General features: G+C 72.4%; 18 protein-coding genes. 11 read left to right on the top strand and 7 right to left on the bottom strand.

Features of this window, described 5'->3' with window-relative positions:
- Positions 1-158: 158 nt before the first annotated feature.
- Positions 159-1352 (top strand): threonine aldolase family protein, encoded by a 1194-nt coding sequence (locus ACZ4N4_RS16740; RefSeq protein ID WP_467589027.1) that lies wholly within the window; start codon positions 159-161, stop codon positions 1350-1352.
- 91 nt (positions 1353-1443) lie between these two features.
- On the opposite strand, the gene ACZ4N4_RS16735 is transcribed toward ACZ4N4_RS16740, so the two are convergent.
- Positions 1444-1650 carry a hypothetical protein gene (locus ACZ4N4_RS16735; protein WP_467589024.1) on the bottom strand — a complete coding sequence of 69 codons (207 nt, stop codon included), beginning with the start codon at positions 1648-1650 and terminating at the stop codon, positions 1444-1446.
- A gap of 102 nt (positions 1651-1752) precedes the next feature.
- On the opposite strand from ACZ4N4_RS16735, the gene ACZ4N4_RS16730 reads away from it, so the two are divergent.
- Entirely contained in the window at positions 1753-2853 is a 1101-nt protein-coding gene (locus ACZ4N4_RS16730; protein WP_467589021.1) for a DUF5937 family protein, read from the top strand.
- A 35-nt stretch (positions 2854-2888) separates the two neighbouring features.
- On the opposite strand, the gene ACZ4N4_RS16725 is transcribed toward ACZ4N4_RS16730, so the two are convergent.
- The gene (locus ACZ4N4_RS16725) at positions 2889-3563 is read right to left on the bottom strand and encodes a response regulator (RefSeq protein ID WP_450761467.1); all 675 of its coding nucleotides are present in this window, start codon (positions 3561-3563) and stop codon (positions 2889-2891) included.
- 88 nt (positions 3564-3651) lie between these two features.
- Positions 3652-4857, bottom strand: a complete 1206-nt coding sequence (locus ACZ4N4_RS16720; RefSeq protein ID WP_467589019.1) for a sensor histidine kinase — start codon at positions 4855-4857, stop codon at positions 3652-3654.
- A gap of 118 nt (positions 4858-4975) precedes the next feature.
- Between ACZ4N4_RS16720 and ACZ4N4_RS16715 the strand changes: the two genes are divergently transcribed.
- A complete protein-coding gene (locus ACZ4N4_RS16715; protein ID WP_453570061.1) occupies positions 4976-5998 on the top strand; it encodes an SAM-dependent methyltransferase in 1023 nt (340 codons plus the stop codon).
- A gap of 103 nt (positions 5999-6101) precedes the next feature.
- On the opposite strand, the gene ACZ4N4_RS16710 is transcribed toward ACZ4N4_RS16715, so the two are convergent.
- A complete protein-coding gene (locus tag ACZ4N4_RS16710) occupies positions 6102-7253 on the bottom strand; it encodes an NADH-quinone oxidoreductase subunit D (RefSeq protein ID WP_453570064.1) in 1152 nt (383 codons plus the stop codon).
- Positions 7254-7284: 31 nt separating this feature from the next.
- Between ACZ4N4_RS16710 and ACZ4N4_RS16705 the strand changes: the two genes are divergently transcribed.
- Both ACZ4N4_RS16705 and ACZ4N4_RS16700 read left to right on the top strand, forming a co-directional pair.
- Complete coding sequence (locus ACZ4N4_RS16705) at positions 7285-7788, top strand: PH domain-containing protein (RefSeq protein ID WP_453385273.1); 504 nt, start codon at positions 7285-7287, stop codon at positions 7786-7788.
- Positions 7785-9113, top strand: a complete 1329-nt coding sequence (locus ACZ4N4_RS16700) for a PH domain-containing protein (protein ID WP_467589015.1) — start codon at positions 7785-7787, stop codon at positions 9111-9113. Before ACZ4N4_RS16705 ends, ACZ4N4_RS16700 begins: the two co-directional genes overlap by 4 nt.
- Positions 9114-9255: 142 nt before the next feature.
- On the opposite strand, the gene ACZ4N4_RS16695 is transcribed toward ACZ4N4_RS16700, so the two are convergent.
- Complete coding sequence (locus ACZ4N4_RS16695) at positions 9256-10440, bottom strand: hypothetical protein (protein ID WP_467589012.1); 1185 nt, start codon at positions 10438-10440, stop codon at positions 9256-9258.
- A gap of 97 nt (positions 10441-10537) precedes the next feature.
- A complete protein-coding gene (locus tag ACZ4N4_RS16690) occupies positions 10538-11665 on the bottom strand; it encodes an alpha/beta hydrolase (RefSeq protein WP_467589009.1) in 1128 nt (375 codons plus the stop codon).
- 224 nt (positions 11666-11889) lie between these two features.
- Here ACZ4N4_RS16690 and ACZ4N4_RS16685 point away from each other — a divergent pair, with 224 nt between their 5' ends.
- From ACZ4N4_RS16685 to ACZ4N4_RS16660, 6 genes are all read left to right on the top strand, one after another.
- Positions 11890-13701, top strand: coding sequence for a phosphatidylglycerol lysyltransferase domain-containing protein (locus ACZ4N4_RS16685; protein WP_453570073.1), 1812 nt, complete (start codon positions 11890-11892; stop codon positions 13699-13701).
- Between the two features lie 112 nt (positions 13702-13813).
- A complete protein-coding gene (folP, locus tag ACZ4N4_RS16680; protein WP_467589005.1) occupies positions 13814-14812 on the top strand; it encodes a dihydropteroate synthase in 999 nt (332 codons plus the stop codon).
- Positions 14809-15312 (top strand): nuclear transport factor 2 family protein, encoded by a 504-nt coding sequence (locus ACZ4N4_RS16675; protein WP_360492231.1) that lies wholly within the window; start codon positions 14809-14811, stop codon positions 15310-15312. The genes folP and ACZ4N4_RS16675 overlap by 4 nt, the downstream gene beginning before the upstream one ends.
- 333 nt (positions 15313-15645) lie before the next feature.
- Positions 15646-16005 carry a dihydroneopterin aldolase gene (gene folB / locus ACZ4N4_RS16670; RefSeq protein ID WP_351748877.1) on the top strand — a complete coding sequence of 120 codons (360 nt, stop codon included), beginning with the start codon at positions 15646-15648 and terminating at the stop codon, positions 16003-16005.
- Entirely contained in the window at positions 16002-16613 is a 612-nt protein-coding gene (folK, locus tag ACZ4N4_RS16665) for a 2-amino-4-hydroxy-6-hydroxymethyldihydropteridine diphosphokinase (protein ID WP_453570077.1), read from the top strand. Before folB ends, folK begins: the two co-directional genes overlap by 4 nt.
- A gap of 50 nt (positions 16614-16663) precedes the next feature.
- Positions 16664-17152 (top strand): DUF3180 domain-containing protein, encoded by a 489-nt coding sequence (locus ACZ4N4_RS16660; protein ID WP_467589001.1) that lies wholly within the window; start codon positions 16664-16666, stop codon positions 17150-17152.
- Positions 17153-17168: 16 nt separating this feature from the next.
- On the opposite strand, the gene folE is transcribed toward ACZ4N4_RS16660, so the two are convergent.
- Positions 17169-17774 (bottom strand): GTP cyclohydrolase I FolE, encoded by a 606-nt coding sequence (gene folE / locus ACZ4N4_RS16655; protein WP_450761489.1) that lies wholly within the window; start codon positions 17772-17774, stop codon positions 17169-17171.
- Between the last annotated feature and the right edge of the window lie 30 nt (positions 17775-17804).

Below are 17804 nucleotides of genomic sequence, written 5' to 3'. Positions count from 1 at the left end.
CTCTGGGTACCGGACGATTTCTCGTCATGTTAACGCTATCGGGTTCGGGCCCAGTTGGCTGTCCACAGGCTGTGGGTGACCCGTCACACCGCCCGGGACGGCCCCCGGTACGGAAAATGCGAGGACCTCCGGCCCGGCGCCACGGCATCATCCACGGCATGAGCGATACGGCGACGACGCCCCAGGACGAGCAGCCGAACGAACCCCGGTCGGCGGAACAGCGGATGCGAGAGCGGCGCGCGGCCGCCTACCGGAAGGCCGATCGCGTCCTCGCGCGCGTGGGCCTGCGCGCCCCCCTGCGCGAACGGCTCGCGCTGCTCCACGAAGCGGCCCCCGACGTGTACGACCTGGACGAACCGGGGGACGTCTACGGCAACGGGATCGTCGCGGCCCTGGAGGAGCGGGTCGCGGCCCTGCTGGGCACGGAGTCCGCCGCGTTCTTCCCGACCGGCACGATGGCCCAGCAGGTGGCCCTGCGCTGCTGGGCGGCCCGGACCGGCAACCCCACGGTCGCCCTGCACGCCCTCGCCCACCCCGAGGTCCACGAACGCGACGCCTTCCGCGAGGTCGCCGGCCTGCGCACGGTCCGCGTCACGGGTGAGCCCCGGCTCCCCACCGCACAGGAGATACGCGACTTCGAGGAGCCCTTCGGGGCGCTGATGCTGGAACTGCCCCTCAGGGACGCCGGTTACGTGTTGCCCACCTGGGAGGAGCTCACCGAGGTCGTGGAGGCGGCGCGGGAGCGCGACGCGGTGGTGCACTTCGACGGCGCACGCCTGTGGGAGTGCACCGTCCGTTTCGGGCGCCCCCTGCACGAGATCGCGGACCTCGCGGACAGCGTCTACGTGTCGTTCTACAAGTCCCTCGGCGGCATCGGCGGCGCCGCCCTGGCCGGCCCGAAGGCTCTGGTCGAGGAGGCGAAGACCTGGCGCCACCGCTACGGCGGCATGATCTTCCAGCAGTTCCCGACGGCGCTCGCGGCCCTGATCGGCCTGGAGCGCGAACTGCCCCGCCTCCCGGACTACGTACGCCACGCGCGCCTGGTCGCCGCCGCCCTGCGCGAGGGCTTCGCCGAGGCGGGGCTCGCGTGGACGCGCGTGCACCCCGAGGAGCCGCACACCCACGAGTTCCAGGTCTGGCTGCCGTACGACGCCGACGTGCTGCTGGAGGCGGCGGCACGGCAGGCCGAGGAGACCGGCACGTACCTCTTCGCCGGCTTCTGGGAGACGAAGGGCCCGGGTCTGTCCATGACCGAGGTGACGGTGTCGGAGGCCGGCCTGGGCTGGACGGCGGAGGAGGTGCGGGCGGCGGTCGCGGAATTCGCGCGCCGGTTGCCCACAGCGCCGCGCTAGGGGCGCGGGGACCCGTGTGTGCAGCCCCCACCGGCGCGCACGCTCCGCCAAGCGCTGCCCGGCACCCCGGTGGGCGACCGGCGCACGCCTCCTACGAGGCGCGCGGGCGCGCCCACCGCACCACGGCGCCCCGGATCCGCCCGCGCGCCGGCCGTCCCGCGACAACCGCACGGAACCGCCGGTAATCGCGTGCCGCGCGCGCCACGAGCACATCGTGCGCGCCGGGCGCGGGCGGCGCGGGCTCCCCGTGCTGCTGAGCGCGGTACGTGTCGAGGAAGTGCTGCTGGACGATGCTCATGGCTCCCCAGCCTCGCGTGCCCGCCGCGCCGCCGTCGTGTCGATTGACGGCGCCCGTCAATCGGGGGAGGCGTTGTCGGTGGCGGGGTGCACGATGGGGGACATGAGCGTACGTATCGACATCGCGGGGCTGCGGCCGGAGAGGGTCGCCGTGGTGCCCTCGCCCCTGGCCGAGCTCGGCATGGCGCTGCACGCGCTGTCGGAGCCGGGGCACCATCCCGGCCTCCAGGGCTGGGTGACGGGCGTGACCGCCCGGATGGAGCCGCATCTGGCCGACCGCCTGTGCGAGGCGGACTTTCTGTGGCGGTCGACGTTCTCGGACCTGTTCCTGCCGTACGCGGCCGTTCCCGGCGCCGTCCCGGGCGGGACGCTGGCCGAGGAGCTCGGCCAGCTGGACAAGCTGACGGACGAACAGTTCGTGGACGCGGCCCTGGAGTTCACCTGCGTGCTCTCCTACGACACGCAGGCGCCGGCCCTTCTGTCGGATCCGGTCGGGCGGCGCAGGGCGCTGGAGGTGGCCGCCTCGCGCGGTCCGCAGCAGGTCCGGTTCGCGCAGCGGCTGCTCGACGATCCGCCGAGTGTGCGCGCGTGGCTGCGCCGGTTCCTGGAGGACTGCGCCGAGGCGTTCTTCGACGAGGCCTGGTCGCGGCTGCGCCACCAGCTGGCGGCCGACGCCCGGCACAAGACGGAGCTGCTGCGCCGCAAGGGGCTGGCCGAGGCGCTGGCCGCGGTCTCGCCGGTCGTGACGCTCGACGAGGCGGGCGCGCGGATCACCGTGGACAAGCTCACCGACGGCCATGCCGTGGTCGACGCCGACGGCCTCCTGCTGGTGCCCACGAGCCTCGGCTGGCCTCATCTGATGGTCCTGCACCGCTACGGCTGGCAGCCGGTGTTGCACTACCCGGTCGGTTCGCCGGAGCTGGCCTCCCCGGCGTCGGTGGAGGCGCTCACGCTGCGGATGGCGGCGCTGTCCCATCCCGTCCGGATGCGGCTGTGCCGGTACCTGGCCCGCAGCGCGTACACCACCAGCGAACTGGCGCAGGTGCACGGCCTTTCGGCACCCGAGGTCTCCCGGCACCTGGGCGTCCTCAAGAAGGCGGGCCTGGTCACCACGCGCCGCCGCGGCCGGTACGTGCTGCACCAGCTGGACGTCACGGTCGTGGCCCGCCTCGGCAGCGACTTCCTGGAAGGGATACTCCGCTAGCCGCGCGGGCCGTACGTCAGCCGCGCGGGAGTGGGTCAGCCGTGGCCGCCGCCCGCGCGGACCAGTCCGGTCTCGTAGGCGAGCACGACCACCTGGACCCGGTCGCGCAGGCCGAGCTTGGTCAGGATGCGGCCCACATGGGTCTTCACGGTCGCCTCGGAGAGCACCAGCCGGCTCGCGATCTCGCCGTTCGACAGGCCCTGCGCGACCAGCACCATGACCTCGCGCTCGCGGTCGGTGAGCCGGTTCAGCTCCTGGTGCTGGGACTCCTTGCCGGCGGAGGGCAGCATCGGGGCGAACCGGTCGAGGAGCCGCCGGGTGGTGGAGGGCGCGACGACGGCGTCGCCGCTGTGCACCGAGCGGATCGCGGCCAGCAGCTCGCCCGGCGGCACGTCCTTGAGCATGAAGCCGGAGGCACCCGCCTTCAGCCCCGAGAAGGCGTACTCGTCGAGGTCGAAGGTGGTCAGGATGAGCACCTTGGGCGGCTCGGGCTCCGAGCAGATGCGGCGGGTGGTCTCCACCCCGTCCAGCTTGGGCATGCGCACGTCCATCAGGACGACGTCCACATCGGCGGACTTCAGCACCTGGAGGGCCTCGACGCCGTCGCCCGCCTCCGCGACGACCTCCATGTCCGGCTGGGCCGCGAGCACCATCCGGAACCCGGTGCGCAGCAGCACCTGGTCGTCGACGAGCATCACGCGGATCGTCATCGGGTCCTCTTCCGTTTCCGTTCGTCGGTCTGTTGCGGGGACTTCCCCGGGGGGCGTGACAGGTGTCAACCGGGGGCGCGCGTCTGTGTCAATGCGCCGGTTTGAGCGGCAGCAGAGCACTGATGCGGAATCCTCCGCCGGGACGGGGCCCCGCGTCGAGCGTGCCGCCGACCATACCGACCCGCTCGCGCATGCCGATCAGGCCGTGCCCCTGCCCGTCGGCGCCGCCCTCCTCGTACATCTCGTGCGGGGCGCCCTTGCCGTCGTCCTCGACCAGCAGGCCGAGTCCGTCGTCGAAGTAGACCAGCCGCACGCTGGCACCCGTGTTGGGCCCGCCGTGCTTGCGGGTGTTGGTGAGCGCCTCCTGGACGATCCGGTACGCCGTGAGCTCGACGCCGCTGGGCAGCGGGCGCGGGGTGCCCTCGACCTTGAAGTCGACGGGCAGGCCGGAGCTGCGGCACTGCTCGATGAGCTCGTCGATCTGCTCGACGTCGGGCTGCGGAACGTACTCGCCGACCTCCTTGTGCTCGCCCGTGCGCAGCACGCCCAGCAGGCGGCGCATCTCGGCGAGGGCCTGGCGGCCGGTGGAGGAGATCGTCTCCAGGGCCTTCTTGGCCTGGTCGGGGGCGACGTCGAGGACATAGGCGGCGCCGTCTGCCTGGACCACCATCACCGACACGTTGTGCGCGACCACGTCGTGCAGTTCGCGCGCGATCCGGGCGCGCTCGGCCGCGACCGCGACCTTGGCCTGCGCCTCGCGCTCCTTCTCGAGCCGGGCGGCACGCTCCTCCAGCTGTGCGAAGTAGGCGCGGCGGGTGCGCATGGAGTCGCCGAGCACCCAGGCGAGCACGAACGGCACCGTCTGGAACACCACGAGGGCCAGGTGCCCGACGAGACTCGTCCTGTCCTGGGGCCACCGGATCTGTGCCAGGGACGCCGCGCACAGCCCCGCGTAGAGGGCGAACCGGGACGCCCAGCTCTCGCCGACCGCGGCGACCGTGCAGACGATCACCAGCATCGCGAAGTTGGCGACCGTCGTCTCGACGTCCAGGATCAGCTGGGCCAGGCCGGTCGCCGCGGCCAGCAGCAGCATCGGCTCCGGGAACCGGCGGCGCAGTGCGACCACCACCCCCATGACCACGGAAACTGCCAGCATGGCGGCGGTCGAACCGTGGTGCTCGGGCGCCCCACTGAGGTTCACGACACTCACGCAGGAAACCCCGAGCAGGACGACGGCCCAGAAGCTGTCGACCCATGTCGGGTTCCTGCGGAGGAAGTCATAGAGGCGCTGCACGTAACCCAGAGTAGGGAAGCGTGATAGGTGCAGGGGTCAACCGGAGGGCCGATCCCTGTTCCGCACACGTACTCCGCAAGGTGGAGAAGGTGATCACCTGTGCGCCTAGTCTGGCCCGGTGACGGATGAGGCGACGCGGGAGACGGCAGACGACTTCCGTGGCTGGCGGGCGGCCACCGAGGCGGCCCTGTACGGCCCTGGCGGCTTCTACCGCCGGCCGGAGGGACCGGCCGGCCACTTCCGTACCTCGGTCCACGCGTCGCGGCTGTTCGCCGAGGCCGTGGCCGAGCTGCTGTGCCGGGTCGACGAGGCCCTGGGGCGCCCCGGGACGCTGGACTTCGTCGACATGGGCGCCGGCCGGGGCGAGCTGGTCGCCGGCGTGCTAGCCGCGCTGCCCGCCGACGTGGCGGCACGCACGCGGGCCCGCGCCGTCGAGGTCGCCGACCGGCCGCCCGGCCTGCCCGACCGCATCACCTGGCTGACCGAACTGCCGCGCACGATCACCGGCCTGCTCTTCGCCAACGAATGGCTCGACAACGTCCCGGTCGACGTCGCCGAGGTGGACTCGGCCGGTACGCCCCGACTGGTGCACGTCCGGCGCGACGGCACCGAACTGCTCGGAGAGCGTGTCTCGGGCGCGGACGCGGAGTGGCTCACGCGGTGGTGGCCGCTGGGCACTGAGCCGGGGCTGCGCGCGGAGATCGGGCTGCCCCGGGACCGGGCGTGGGCGGACGCCGTCACCTGTGTGCGGGAGGGGCTCGCGGTGGCCGTGGACTACGCGCACACCGTGGACACACGCCCCCCGTTCGGCACGCTCACCGGCTTCCGGGAGGGGCGCGCGACGACGCCCGTCCCGGACGGGTCGTGCGACATCACCGCGCACGTCGCGCTGGACGCGTGCACGGCGCTCGATCCGGCGTACGCCCTCCCCGAAGCGCTCTTCCTCACCCAACGCGCCGCCCTGCGCGCTCTGGGCCTCCTCGGCGCACGCCCCCCGCTCACGCTCGCCTCCACCCACCCCGCCGCCTACGTACGCGCCCTCGCGAGCGCCGGCGAGGCCGCCGAGCTCACCGCCTCCGGCGGCCTCGGCGACTTCGGGTGGCTGCTGCAGCCGGTGGGCATCGAGAACCCGCTGCGGTGACCGCGCGTCCGGCACGCAGGCCCCAGCACCACACGCCTGGCACGCCACACGCCCCCCGCCCGGCGCGCACAACCCCATGCCGCAGGCCCCGCGCGCCCGCGCCCTACTTGTCGATGTCCCCCACCACGAAGAACATCGACCCCAGAATCGCGACCATGTCCGCCACCAGCGTCCCCGGCAGCAGCTCCATCAGCGCCTGGATGTTGTTGAACGACGCCGAGCGCAGCTTCAGCCGGTACGGGGTCTTTTCGCCCTTGCTGACGAGGTAGTAGCCGTTGATGCCGAGGGGGTTCTCGGTCCAGGCGTAGGTGTGGCCCTCGGGCGCCTTGAGGACCTTGGGGAGCCGCTGGTTGATCGGTCCCGGCGGCAGCTCGGCGACCCGGTCCAGGCAGGCGTCGGCCAGGTCCAGGGCGTTGTGGGTCTGCTCCAGGAGGCACTCGAAGCGGGCCAGGCAGTCGCCCTCGGCCCGGGTGACCACCCGGAGTGTGTCCTGGAGTTCTCCGTAGGCCAGGTAGGGCTCGTCACGGCGCAGGTCGAAGTCGACGCCCGAGGCACGCGCGATGGGCCCGCTCACGCCGTAGGCGTGCACGGCCTCCGGCGCGAGGATGCCCACGCCCCGGGTGCGCCCGCGGAAGATCTCGTTGCCGAGGACCAGGCCGTCGAAGACGTCCATACGGGAGCGCACGGCGGAAACGGCGGTACGCGCGCGTGCGGTCCAGTCGGCCGGGAGGTCCTCCTTGAGGCCGCCGACACGGTTGAACATGTAGTGCATGCGTCCGCCGGAGACCTCCTCCATGACGTTCTGGAGCTCCTCGCGCTCGCGGAACGCGTGGAAGACCGGGGTGATCCCGCCCAGCTCCAGCGGGTAGGAACCGAGGAACATCAGATGGTTGAGCACCCGGTTCAGCTCGGCGAGCAGGGTGCGCGTCCACACCGCGCGGACGGGCACCTCCATGCCGAGCATGCGCTCGACGGCGAGGACCACGCCCAGCTCGTTGGAGAAGGCCGACAGCCAGTCGTGGCGGTTGGCGAGCATGATGATCTGCCGGTAGTCGCGCGCCTCGAAGAGCTTCTCCGCGCCGCGGTGCATGTAGCCGATCACCGGCTCGGCGGAGACGATCCGCTCGCCGTCCAGCACGAGCTTCAGCCGCAGCACGCCGTGCGTGGAGGGGTGCTGGGGGCCGATGTTGAGCACCATGTCGGTGCTCTCCGCGGCGCCGCCGATGCCGACCGTGGTCTCCGTCGTAGGAGTCATGAACCCAGTCTCTCGTACGTACGCTGACCTCATGGAGACGGGGAGCCCGGCCGGTGCCGGGGCGACGGAGACCGAGCCGGTGTGGACGGGGCTGCCGCCCGGCCTGCTGCGGATGCGGCGGCTGCTGCTGGTGGTGTGGCTGGGGCTGCTCGCGCTCGCCGTGGGCCTGCTGCCGGGTCTGCTCGCGGGGCCGGTGTGGGCGGCCTTCGCGCTGCTGCCGCTGGCCTTGATGGCCTGGGGCTGGGTGCTGATCGGCCGCAACTGGCGTTCCTGGCGGTACGCCGAGCGCGCGGACGACCTGCTGATCAGCCGCGGGGTGCTGTGGCGCGAGGAGACCGTGGTGCCGTACGGGCGCATGCAGCTGGTGGAGGTGACCTCGGGGCCCGTCGAACGGTACTTCGGCCTGGCGAGCGTGCAGCTGCACACCGCGGCCGCCGCCACCGACGCGGCCATCCCCGGCCTCGACCCGGCCGAGGCGGAACGGCTGCGCGACCGGCTCACCGAGCTCGGCGAAGCCCGATCGGCGGGCCTGTGACCGCGCCCGGCGTCGACGGCGTCATACGCCCCGGCAAGGCCGTGGGCGAGCGGCGGCTGCATCCCGTGACGCCGTTCCGGCGGGCGTGGGCGCCGGTCGCGGTGCTCACCGGCTGGGCGGTGCACGACCCGAACCAGGCCCAGGAACAGCTGACGAAGCTGACCACGACCATGCTCCTGGCCGGACTCGCCGTCCTGGTCACGGCGGGCGCCCTGTACGGCTTCCTGAGCTGGTGGTTCACCTACTTCGCGGTGACCGACAGCGAACTGCGCATACGCACGGGGCTGTTGTTCCGGCGCACCGCGCACATCCGGCTGGAGCGGATCCAGGCCGTCGACGTGACCCAGCCGCTGCTCGCGCGTGTGGCGGGTGTCGCCAAGCTGCGCATCGACGTCGTCGGCACCGACAAGAAGGACGAGCTGGCCTTCCTGGGGCAGGGTGAGGCGCGTTCGCTCCGCGCGGAGCTGCTGGCGCGCGCCGCCGGATTCGCGCCCGAGACGGCGCGCGAAGTCGGCGAGGCGCCGGCGCACGAGCTGATGCGTGTGCCCCCGGGCAAGCTCGCGCTCTCCCTCGTGCTGACGGGCGCCACCTGGGGCTCCCTGGCCGCCGCCCTCGTCGTACCGCCGGTGCTGTGGCTGGCCACCCACAGTGTGTGGACGGTCCTCGCCACCGCCCTGCCGCTGCTCGGCGCGGCGGCCACGACCAGTGTGGGGAGGTTCGTCGGGGAGTACGACTGGACGGTCGGGGAGTCCCCGGACGGACTGCGCATCGACCACGGGCTGCTCGACCGCACGCACGAGACGGTGCCGCCGGGGCGGGTGCAGACCGTGCGGATCGTGGAGCCACTGCTGTGGCGGCCGCTGCGTTGGGTGCGGGTGGAGCTGGACGTGGCCGGGTCGGCGAACTCCGTACTGGTGCCGGTCGCGCCGCGCGCGGTCGCCGAGTCGGTCGTCGCGCGCGTGCTGCCCGGTGTGACGGTGCCCGATGAGCTGCCCCGGCCGCCCCGGCGGGCCCGCTGGTGCGTTCCGTTGTGGTGGCGCGGCTACGGGCTCGCGGTCACGGAGACGGTGTTCGCCGTGCGGCACGGGTTGCTGCGCCGGCGCCTGGCACTGGTCCCGCACGCCAAGGTCCAGAGCGTACGGCTGACGCAGGGGCCCTGGGAGCGGCTGTGGCGGCTCGCGGACGTTCATGTGGACACGGGGGCCGACAAGACCGTGACGGCCCGTCTGCGGGACGCGGAGGCGGCCGCTTCGCTGCTGCGGGAGCAGGCCGAGCGGTCCCGGACGGGCCGCCGCTCGGCGCGCCCGGACCGCTGGATGGCCTGAGCACGGTGCCCGAAGGGCGTCGGGGAGGCCCGCGGACGGCCAGCGGAACGCCTGAGCCGGGGCACCCGGCGGGTGCCCCGGCTCAGGACCGGCTCAGGACCGGCTCAGTATCGGCGCGGCTTGCGCGGTGTTGTCGCGGTGGTCAGGAGGCTGCGCTGCGCAGGCCCCCGAGGTTGATCTGCTCGGTCTCGTCGTGCGCGGTCAGGTCGATGATCTGGCCGACGCCCCGGGTCTCCGGGTCGGCGGGCTTGAACTCGGCCTCGGACTCGGCCTTGTGGAGCGCGAGCGCCTCCTGGCCGACGACGTCCGCGAGGTCCTCGTTGTGCATGGAGTCCAACCCGCCGGCGGCCGAGCCCTTCTGGGTGCCGAAGAAGTCGAAGCCGCCGGTGACCAGCGGACGCGGGATGGGCGCGGCCGGCAGCACGGCCACCGCGGTCGGCACGGTGAAGTGCCCGGTGGGCTTCACGGAGTTGGCGGACGGTGCCGACGTGGTGCGGGCGTCCTCCTCCGTAGGCGCCGGGGTGGTGTCCGCCGGCTCGGCAGTGGTGACGGCGGCCGCGCGCGTGTGCCCGTCGACCGCCTCGGGCTGCCCCTGTTCCTCGTCCTCCGGTGCGGACTCGCCCTTCGGCGCGTCGGGTGCGGCGGCCGTCTCCGTCGCGCCCTCGGTGTCGGCGTCGGCGTCGGCCGCCGGTGCGTCGCCCTCGTCGAAGCGGGCCAATGCCACCTTGGCCCGCAGGAACAGCTTGGAACCCTCCGGCGAGAAGACCGCCGGGGTCGTCTCCTCGACCTCCGGCTCCTCGACGCCCGCCGCCTCCGCGGGCTCTTCCGCCTCCTCGGCGGTCCGGGCGGCCGGCAGGGCGTTCGACGGCACGGTGGCCTCGATCTCCAGCAGGCGGCGGCCCTCCAGGGCACTCGCGCGCTCGGTCTCGGCCGTGGCGTAGCGACGCAGCAGGGACGCGTGCTCGTTGCGCAGTCCCGCCAGCTCCGACCGCTTCGCGCGCAGTCGCTGCTCCAGCTTGGCGCGCAGCTCCCGCGACTCCTCGAGGTCGGTCTCCAGCTCGGCGATCCGCTCCTCGTGGCGCCACTCGTCACTCGCACGCGCGCGTGACAGGTCGGCCACCTGCTTGCCCGCCTCGCTGTCCCAGCGGCGCATGACGGCGGCGCCGACGGCCGCGGTCGCCGCGGCTATCGCGGCCAGCGTGCGCAGCACCGTCGGTTGGGAGAACAACCAGGGGCCCAGAGCGCAGACGAGGGAGACACCGGCGATCGCCGAAGGAGGCAACAGCCTGTGCAAAGGCGGGGAATGACGGTGACGTCCACGTGGCATGGCCAGAAACTTACCGCGCGTAGGCGAATCGTGGTGCCCCGGGCCGTAAAAACACGGCGACAACGAAGTCCTCGCATTGCGTCGCCAGGGGCCGCGCTCAGCGGTCGCTCAGCCGGCTGCTGATCCACTGGAGCGTCGCGGGGATCTCGCGGCGCCAGGTGTTGAAGTTGTGGCCGCCGCTGTCGAGGATGATCGACGAGATCCGGGTCAGGTTCGTGGCCTGCACGCGCGCGATGAATTTCAGCGTGTCCTTGTAATTGGTCTCTCCGATTCTGCTGCTGGTGACCAGCAAGGACGTGTCCGGAGCGGGTTGGTGCCCGAGGAGCCACCACAGGTTCGCGCGGTCGCGGAGTTCTCCGTCGCCCTGGAAGAGATCACCGGTCGTGGGGTCGACGGGCGCCTTGTAGTACGGGGACAGGCCTGCGCCGACCGCGTACACGCCGGGGTGGTGCATCGCCAGCTTGAGCGCGCAGTAGCCGCCGGTCGAGTCGCCGACGATCCCCCAGCGTCCCGGCTTCCCGCCGACCCTGTAGTGCGCGGCCACGGCGTCGGGCAGGTCCTTGGCGAAGAAGCTCTCGCTCCGCGGGCCCCCCGGGACGTCCACGCACTCGGTGTCCCGGGGCGGTGCGACCGTGGGCCGCAGCATCACCAGGATCATCGGCCGCATCCGCCCGTCCTTGGCCAGTTGCTGTGCCGTACGCGGGTAGTGCAGTTTGTCGACGAGCGACCGCGCGGTGCCCGGGTAGCCGGTGAGGACGACCGTCACCGGGAACGTGCGGGTGCGGTACTGCGGCTGGAAGTACTCCGGCGGCAGGTACACGTAGGCGGGCGTGGCGATGTGGGTGGTTCGGCCGACGATGTCGACCTGCTGGATCTGACCGGCCGACTGTGGCTGCACACCGGGGGCGCCGTGCACGCGGGAGGTGGCGATCACGTGGAGCGGGCCGCCGCCCGCGCCGCCCACCGCGTGGTCGACGACGACACCCTGGTCCGTCTCCCTGCCGAACAGGTCTGCCCAGCTGGCGTAGAAACCGAAGGACTGGTTGGCCGCTATCCCGAGGCATGCGAAGAGCACCGTCTGCGTGGCCAGGAGAAGGCCGACGCGACCGCTGACGGCCCGCCAGTTCCGGCGGGACAGCCGGGGCCACAACCACACCGTGCCGGCGAACAGCAGTACGGCGAACAGGATCGCCAATGCCAGCGTTTTATCGCTCGTGAGTCCCATGAGGTGCTCCCTGCCTGCGCTTTCCCCCGTGACGACCGCCGCTTTCAGCGAGGCTTGCCCCGGACTTTCCTTGGCCTTTGACCCGGCTTTCCGATGGGGAGTGAACCTCTCCCCCCGAGACACCGTCCTAGAGGGCGCAATGTCGCCGGATGCCCGAATCGGGCCCGGATTCAAGGTCTCTCGCAGAACTACGGGATGCGATGTCTGTCAGGATAGATGGGGAAATGTCGGGCGGGGTTCCGGGCCGATCAAGCCGGGCGCGGCGCATAGTCCGTGGTCCGCGCCCTGAGGCGGTCCCCGCTCTGGTCGGCAGGGCGTGCGCGGTCGTAGGCGTCCTGGACATCGCCGCGGGTGTGTTCCCGCGCTTCCGGCACAGCCGTATGCACGCCATGGCCGAGGTGCTGCCCGGGTCGCTGGGGCCGTTCGCCGCCGCGCTCTCGCTCAGCGTCGGCGTGTTGTTGCTGCTGCTCGCGCACGGGCTCAGGCGGCGCAAGCGCCGGGCGTGGCGGGCCGCGGTCGCGCTCCTGCCGGCCGGCGCCGTGTCGCAGTTCGTGTACCGGCACTCGGTCATCGGGGCCCTGATCTCACTGGCGCTGTTCGTGCCCCTGGTGATCCACCGGAGCGAGTTCAAGGCGCTGCCCGACCCGCGCAGCCGGTGGCGGGCGCTCGCCAACTTCGTGCTCATGAGCGCCGGTTCGCTGGCGCTCGGGCTGGTCATCGTCAGTGCCCACCCGAAGCGCACGATCGGCGACCCGAGCCTGGCCGACCGCATCACCCACGTCCTGTACGGACTGTTCGGCTTCGAGGGCCCCGTCGACTACGAGGGGTCCACCTCCTGGACGGTCGCCTTCTCGCTCGGCGCCCTCGGCCTGATCACCGCGGTCACCACCATCTACCTCGCCTTCCGCCCCGAACACCCAGCCGCCCACCTCACCGAGGAGGACGAGGCCGGGCTGCGCGCCCTCCTGGAGAAGCACGGCGCCCGTGACTCCCTCGGCCACTTCGCGCTCCGCCGCGACAAGGCGGTCGTCTTCTCGCCCAGCGGCAAGGCGGCGGTGACGTACCGCGTCGTCTCCGGCGTGATGCTCGCCAGCGGCGACCCGATCGGCGACGTCGAGGCCTGGCCCGGCGCCATCGAACGCTTCATGGACGAGGCCAAGGCCCACTCCTGGACCCCCGCCGTGATGGGCTGCTCGGAGACGGGCGGCGAGGTGTGGACCCGGGAGACCGGCCTGGACGCCCTCGAACTGGGCGACGAGGCGGTGGTGGACGTAGCGGATTTCTCGCTCGCCGGACGCGCGATGCGCAACGTGCGCCAGATGGTCAAGCGCATCGAGCGGGCCGGCTACGAAACCCGGGTGCGGCGCATCCGTGACCTCGGCGAGGCCGAACTGGACCGCATCCGCCGGGCGGCGGAGGACTGGCGCGGTACCGACACCGAGCGCGGCTTCTCGATGGCCCTGGGCCGCATCGGCGACGCCGCCGACGGCGACTGCCTGATCGCCACCGCCCACAAGGCCGACGAGACCCCCGGTCCCTACGGCGACCTCAAGGCGATCCTGCACTTCGTGCCCTGGGGCACCGACGGCGTCTCCCTGGACCTGATGCGCCGCGACCGGGCGGCCGACCCCGGGATGAACGAACTGCTCATCGTGGCCGCCCTCCAGGCCGCCCCGAAGCTGGGCATCGCCCGGATCTCGCTCAACTTCGCGATGTTCCGCTCGGCGCTCGCGCGGGGCGAGAAGATCGGCGCGGGCCCGGTGCTGCGCGCCTGGCGCGGGCTGCTGGTCTTCCTGTCGCGCTGGTTCCAGATCGAGTCGCTCTACAAGTTCAACGCGAAGTTCCAGCCGCGCTGGGAGCCGCGCTTCGTGGTCTACCGGGCCTCCGGCGACCTGCCGCGGATCGGCCTCGCCGCCATGCAGGCCGAGGGCTTCGTCAACCTCGCCCTTCCGCTGCCGCGCTTCCTGCGCCGCAGCACCCCGGCCGCCCGCCCCTGCCCCCACGGCGTCGCCGAGCAGGGCATACGAGCGGCCTGACCCCACGACCGGCCCGAGCGGGCGCCCCTCCCCCCTCCAGCCCGGGGCCCCGCTCGGGCCTGCCCGAAGGCCACCCGGCAGGCCCGCCGTTTCCTGGGCCTACGCTGAACGTATGAGCAACCACAGCGGACGTGGCCAGGTGGCAGGGCTTCCGGCATGGGACCGGTGCGCGGTCATGGGGGTCGTGAACGTCACCCCCGACTCCTTCTCCGACGGCGGCCGCTGGTTCGACACGACGATCGCCGTCAAGCACGGCCTCGACCTCGTCACCGCGGGCGCCGACCTCGTCGACGTCGGCGGTGAGTCCACCCGCCCCGGCGCCACCCGCGTCGACGAGGACGAGGAACTGCGCCGTGTCATCCCCGTGGTCCGCGGCCTCGCCGCCGAAGGCGTCGTCGTCTCCGTCGACACCATGCGGGCCTCCGTCGCCCGGCAGGCCCTCGCGGCCGGCGCGGCCCTCGTCAACGACGTCAGCGGCGGCCTCGCCGACGCCGACATGATCCCGGTCGTCGCCGAGGCGGGCGCCCCCTTCGTCGTCATGCACTGGCGGGGCTTCCTGGACGGCGGCAACGTCAGGGGCGTATACGACGACGTCGTCGCCGAGGTCCTCGACGAACTGCACGCACGCGTGGACGCGGTCCTGGCCGGCGGCGTCTCTCCCGACCGCATCGTCGTCGACCCCGGCCTCGGCTTCTCCAAGGACTCCGAGCACGACCTGACCCTGCTCGCCCACCTCGACCGGCTGCACGCCCTGGGGCACCCGGTGCTCGTCGCCGCCTCCCGCAAGCGGTTCCTCGGCCGGGTCCTGGCCGGACCCGAGGGAGCGCCTCCGCCGGCCCGGGAGCGCGACGCGGCGACGGCCGCCGTCTCCGCGCTCGCGGCGCACGCCGGGGCGTGGGCGGTGCGTGTGCACGAGGTGCGCGCCACGGCGGACGCGGTACGGGTCGCACGCGCGATAGAGGGGGCGCGCACAGGAGGGGACGCGCCGGGTGCGCACGCCTCGCACGCCCTGCAGGCGCCCCCGGCCCCCCAGGCCTCGCAAGCTCCCCAGGCCCCGCACGCCTCGCACGCCCAGCAGGACGCTCCCCACCGCGCAGAGGGAGCCCGGTGAGCGCCCCCCATACGGACGTCGAGCAGGTCGAGGCCGCCAACACCGCCTTCTACGAGGCAGTGGAGCGGGCCGATTTCGAGGCGGTGTCCGGCCTCTGGCTCACCCCCGCCGACCTGGGCGTCGACGAGGAGTACCACGATCCGGCGGACACCGGCGTGGTCTCCTGTGTGCACCCGGGCTGGCCGGTGCTGACCGGCCGTGGTGAGGTCCTGCGGTCGTACGCGCTGATCATGGCGAACACCGACTACATCCAGTTCTTCCTGACCGACGTGCATGTCTCGGTCACCGGCGACACCGCCCTGGTGACCTGCACGGAGAACATCCTCAGCGGCGGCCCGGCCCCCACGGGCGGGCAGGAGCTCGGCCCGCTGGTGGGGCAGCTGGTCGTCGCCACGAACGTGTTCCGGCGTACCCCGGACGGCTGGAAGCTCTGGTCCCACCACGCCTCCCCGGTGCTGTCGGAGACGGACGAGGACGAGGACGACGACACGCCCTCCTGAGACCCGCCCTCCTGAGCCCCGCCTCGTGAGACCCGCGCCCCCGAGCCGTCCAGCCGGTCCGCCGCCGTCCAACCGCCGTCCGCCGAGGCCCGTACGGTCCCGCGTGGCCCAAGAAGTGGCTGGAATCACGAACTCACCGGTAGGTGCGGCTACCGGCCCGTGAGCCGCCGGGTTCTCCAGGGAAAACACGCGATGAACCCTGGAGCACCCGGCGCGGGCCGCCGCCCCGTGACCCGGCTATGTCAGTGCCCGCAGGTAGATTCGTCTGAGGCCGGTCGATCGCCCGCACGCGATGCGGCCTCGCCGTTACCGACGATTGCAGGAGTGATTCGCGTGGATCGTGTCGCGCTGCGCGGCCTGAAGGCCCGCGGGCACCACGGTGTCTTCCCCAAGGAGCGCGAGGAGGGCCAGACCTTCCTCGTGGACGTCGTCCTTGGCCTGGACACCCGGCCGGCGGCGGCCGACGACGACCTGACGAAGACCGTGCACTACGGCGTGGTGGCCGAAGAGGTCGTCGCCGTGGTCGAGGGGGAGCCGGTGAACCTGATCGAGACGCTCGCCGAGCGGATCGCCCAGGTCTGCCTCAAGCACGAGGGGGTAAGAGAGGTCGAGGTCCAGGTCCACAAACCGGACGCGCCCATCACGGTCCCCTTCGACGACGTCACCGTCACCATCACCCGGAGCCGAGTATGACCGCATCCTCCCTGCGGGGTCCCAGCGACCCGACCGTCCAGCCGGTGCCCGCCTCCGTCGTCGAACAGGTCGACGCCGCCGACACCACCCTCTCCAACCCGAAGCGAGCCGTGGTCGCCCTCGGCTCCAATCTCGGCAACCGCCTGGAGACCCTGCAGGGCGCGATCGACGCCCTGGAGGACACCCCGGGCGTCCGCATCAAGGCCGTGTCGCCGGTGTACGAGACGGAGCCGTGGGGCGTCGACCCCGGCAGCCAGCCGACGTACTACAACGCGATCGTGGTGCTGAAGACCACCCTCCCGCCGTCCTCGCTGCTGGAGCGGGCGCACGCGGTGGAGGAGGCGTTCAACCGGGTGCGGGACGAGCACTGGGGCCCGCGCACCCTGGACGTCGACATCGTCGCCTACGCGGACGTCGTCTCCGACGATCCGCAGCTCACCCTGCCGCATCCGCGTGCCCACGAGCGTGCCTTCGTGCTGGCGCCCTGGTACGACGTCGACCCCGAGGCCCGGGTGCCCGGCCGTGGCACGGTCGCCGAGTTGCTGGCGGCCGTCACCCGGCACGGTGTGGAACCACGTGCGGACCTGGAACTCCGACTGCCCGAGTAGTCGTTAAGGTCGACACGACCACATCGCTGCGGGGGAGCTGAAGGAAGACAGTGAAAGAGCTGCGGATCAGGGTGCTGGCCGGCGTGTTCGTCGTGGCCGGGGTGCTGTCCTGGGCGGGGGCCCGCCTGTGGAACGCGGTGGGGACCCTGCCCAGCGTGCCGGTGGCCGCCCCGATCGTCCTCGCCCTGATCGCCGTGGTACTGCTCGCCACGGCACTCTCGCTGCGCGCCCGTCTCCGGGCCCAGCGCGAGCGTCGCCCTGGTGCCAAGGGTGTCGATCCCCTGATGGCCGCCCGCGCGGTCGTCTTCGGCCAGGCCAGCGCCCTGGTCGCGGCCCTGGTCTCCGGCATGTACGGCGGCACGGGCGCCTTCCTGCTGGAACTCCTCGACCTCCCCGCCCGCCGCGACCAGGCCCTCTACGCGGCCTTCTCGGTGGTCGCCGGCATCGGTGTCATAGCGGCGGCGATGTTCCTGGAGCGGGTGTGCAAGCTCCCGGAGGACGACGACAACCACCACAGCGGAGCCGAGCCGGCCGCCTGAGCCCCGCCCGGGCGGGTCAGCGGGCCAGTATCAGGCTCATCGCCTCGGCGCGCGTCGTGGCGTCCCGGAGCTGGCCGCGGACCGCCGACGTCGTCGTCTTGGCACCCGGCTTGCGGATCCCCCGGACCGACATGCACATGTGCTCCGCCTCGATGACGACGATCACACCCCGGGCCTCCAGGATGCGCATCAGGGAGTCGGCGACCTGCGTGGTGAGCCGCTCCTGCACTTGGAGACGGCGTGCGAACACCTCGACCAGGCGGGCCAGCTTCGACAGTCCCGTGATCTTGCCGGTCTCCGCCGGGATGTAGCCGACGTGGGCGACGCCGTGGAACGGCAGCATGTGGTGCTCGCACAGGCTGACGATCTCGATGTCCTTGACCAGGACCATCTCGTCGTGCCCGAGATCGAAGGTCGTCGTCAGGACCTCTTCGGGCTGCTGGTGGTTCCCCGCCAGCAGCTCGCGGTACGCCCGCGCCACCCGCGCCGGAGTCTCCCGGAGCCCCTCACGGTCGGGGTCCTCGCCGACCGCGATCAGGAGTTCGCGTACGGCGTTCTCGGCACGTTTCTCATCGAATTCGCCGATGGTGCCCTCGCCGTCCAGCGTCACGGGGTCGGTCATCTGAGGTGCCTCGTTCCTTGGGGGGGCGCC

This window comes from Streptomyces sp. NPDC026538 (genome assembly GCF_055567535.1).
This window is presented reverse-complemented; position numbering and strand designations above follow the sequence as displayed.